Origin of the sequence: Nesterenkonia massiliensis (assembly GCF_000455245.1) — a bacterium.
Lineage (GTDB): Bacteria > Actinomycetota > Actinomycetes > Actinomycetales > Micrococcaceae > Nesterenkonia > Nesterenkonia rhizosphaerae.
In genome coordinates this window covers 1-2,626 of the sequence record NZ_HG005182.1, presented here as the reverse complement: position 1 = coordinate 2,626, position 2,626 = coordinate 1, and the positions used below count along the sequence as shown (strand labels likewise).

General features: G+C 62.0%; 2 protein-coding genes. Both read right to left on the bottom strand.

Annotated elements, in window-relative coordinates:
* Window positions 1-117 precede the first annotated feature (117 nt).
* Window positions 118-885, bottom strand: coding sequence for an ATP-binding protein (locus tag TX78_RS12335; protein ID WP_044496649.1), 768 nt, complete (start codon window positions 883-885; stop codon window positions 118-120).
* Window positions 885-2,480 (bottom strand): IS21 family transposase, encoded by a 1,596-nt coding sequence (istA, locus tag TX78_RS12330; protein WP_044496647.1) that lies wholly within the window; start codon window positions 2,478-2,480, stop codon window positions 885-887. Before istA ends, TX78_RS12335 begins: the two co-directional genes overlap by 1 nt.
* Window positions 2,481-2,626 lie beyond the last annotated feature (146 nt).

The following is a 2,626-nucleotide window of genomic DNA, read 5'->3' as shown; positions in this document are numbered from 1 at the left end:
TGGAGGATAGGACTGGTTGGTACTTCGGGTCCGGCGAGTTGGTACTAGGTTCTGCGGAGACGGTACTGGCCCGGCGGGCGAAGTGTCCGCGGGCCGGCACCGGCTCTGGCGCGACGGCTATTCCCAGTAGCCGGTGGCGGCGCGGGCTTGGTCGTCGCGGTGACGGCGCATATCGACTTCGCCGAGGCTGATTTCGCGGGCGTTGTTGGCTAGCCGGTTGACGATTGAGTCAGCAGCGACCCGGTCTGGCAGTGCCTCCACCCAGTAGGAGGGCCGGGACTGGGAGCCGATCATCGTTGGTAACCGATGTTCCCTGTTGGCCAGCACGGCGAAGAGGTCGTTGGCAGCCTCGGGGTCGATGCCCACCGTAAGGAAGTCGTCCAGGATCAATAAATCCACGTCGGAGAGATCGTTGAGCATCTTCTGGTGCTTGATCCCGTCAGCTCTGGCGATGACCAGGGCTCGGGCGAGTTCGTCCATCCGGGTGTAGGTCACGGTGTGGCCGTTCTGGCAGGCAGCGATCCCGATCGCGCAGGCGAGGTAGGTCTTGCCTCCGCCGGTGGGTGAGATGATCAGCAGGTTGGTCGGGTCCTGGTCCCACTGGTGGGCGCCGTAGCGTCGCATGCGTACTGGGGTGAGGCCGCGGCCTTCTTGGTAGTTGATTTCCGCGATCGAGGCTTGCGGGATCGGGAACCGGGCAGCACGGATGAGTTTGTCGATCCGGTGTGCTCGGCGCTGGTCCAGGGCATCATCGACAGCGGTGAGGAAGAGCTGTTCGGGGGTGAGCTCGTCGTTGGCCTCATCTGTGATCAGTTCTTCAAACCGGGTGGCCACGTGGGTGATGCGAAGGGTACGGAATTTCTGCTGGTCGAGGTCTGTGAACATCAGGCACCTGCCTTGTGGCTGCGGGTGTAGTGATCAGCGGAACGCACCTGCACCCCACTGCCAGCATCAGCATCGGTGGTGGTGGTCTTGGCCGTCCGGGCCGCCGGGGTGACCGGCTGCTGGGCTTTCGCGTCAGAATCGAGGCCAGCGATGATCCGCTTGATCGTGCTGTAGCTTCCCAGTCCTTGCTGATTAAGCAGCACTTGGCAGGCCGCTTCGAGGCGTTGCTTGTTGCGTCTGCCTAGGGTGCCCAGGATGTTCTGACAATCCAGATACCCCTGAGCCTCGATCTGATGCCGCTCCAGGATCTGGTCGATAACTTCCACAGTGGCCGGCCCAAAGCCACGCGCCCGGTCCAGGAACCATTGTTTGGACCAGAGCCCGTCGATGTTCTGGTGCCGCTTCGGCGCGTGAGCCAATTCGGTGGAGTACTGGCCCTTCCGGCCGGATTTCCTGCGGTGTTCACAGACGAGCTGGTCCCCGTCGAAGATCGTCACCATCGCAGCGGTGAGACGGACTCGCAGCAGCTGACCGGCATAAGTGTAGGGCACCGAGTAGTACTGGGAATCACAACTGATGTGATAATTCCGTCCGACTTTCAGCTGCTTCCAGGTGACCTCTTCGAACGCGTCGGCGGGTAGTGGCTGCAGCATGTGGGCTTCCTCAGCCTCGAAGCGTTCCCACCGGGTGGTGCCATCAGCACGAGGCATGCCGTGGTTGATCTCATCGACCCGTTCGGTGATCGCGGCGTTGAGATCCTCCACGGTAGTGAAGATTTCCTCAGCCAGATAGCCGATCACCCGGGTGTTGACTACCTTCACCGCGGCCTCGGCTGCCGCCTTATCGCGCGGCCGGTTCACCCGGGCTGGCACGATCCCGGTGCCGTAATGATCAGCCAGCTGCTGATACCTGGCGTTGATCACCCGGGCCGATTCATCCTTCTTCTGACGATGGGTCGCGGTAGCAGGATTGTCGGGGACCACCAGCTGGGTCACCCCGCCAAAAAGGGTGAAAGCCCCCACGTGAGCAGCGATCCACGATGGGGATCTCATATCGGTGAACCCGAAGGCGTAGAGGACCCCGGAGTAGGGCAGCACCGCCACGAACAGATAGATCTTGGTGGCCTCGCCGGTGACCGCGTCAACGACTTCCAGAGTGTCACCGGCCCAGTCGACCAGCATCGCCCGTCCCGGTTCGTGGTGCAGGGTCGCCACCACGTCAGTGACCCTGGCGTAGTCGGCGAAGAGTGCACAGTACTGCGAGTAGCCATACTTCTTCCCCCGCAGAGAGGGATCAGCCAGATACTTCGCCCAACCCTGCTGCAACGTGAAATGCCGGTTATGGCGCATCGAGGCCACCACACGGTCGAAGTCCGGCTGGGCATAGTCTTCGGAGACTCGCTGGCGCCCATCAGGGAACATCCCAGCAATCTCAACTGGCGTCATCGACGCCGCCTGCCCCGCGGTGATCCCATAAGCGGTGATGGTCTTCTTCACCCGCGCGACATCGCGGCGGGAACACCCCACCACCGCGACGATCTCGTCATAGCTGCTGCCCTGCAACGCCAGGGTCATGATGGCTTTATAGTCAGCCACACTGCCTCCTCAAATAGAGAAAGGACGGCGCCGAACGCGCCGCCCCACCTATGAGCAGACCACCCCGAAATACCCCAACAGTACCGACACGCCGGAAACAAGTACCAAGTCGCCGGACTACCCGTACCAACTCACGCTATTTTCCA

What these genes read in the sequence shown, in the direction of transcription:
- TX78_RS12335 (WP_044496649.1), bottom strand. Translation starts at nt 885, where the DNA reads ATGTTCACAGACCTCGACCAGCAGAAATTCCGTACCCTTCGCATCACC.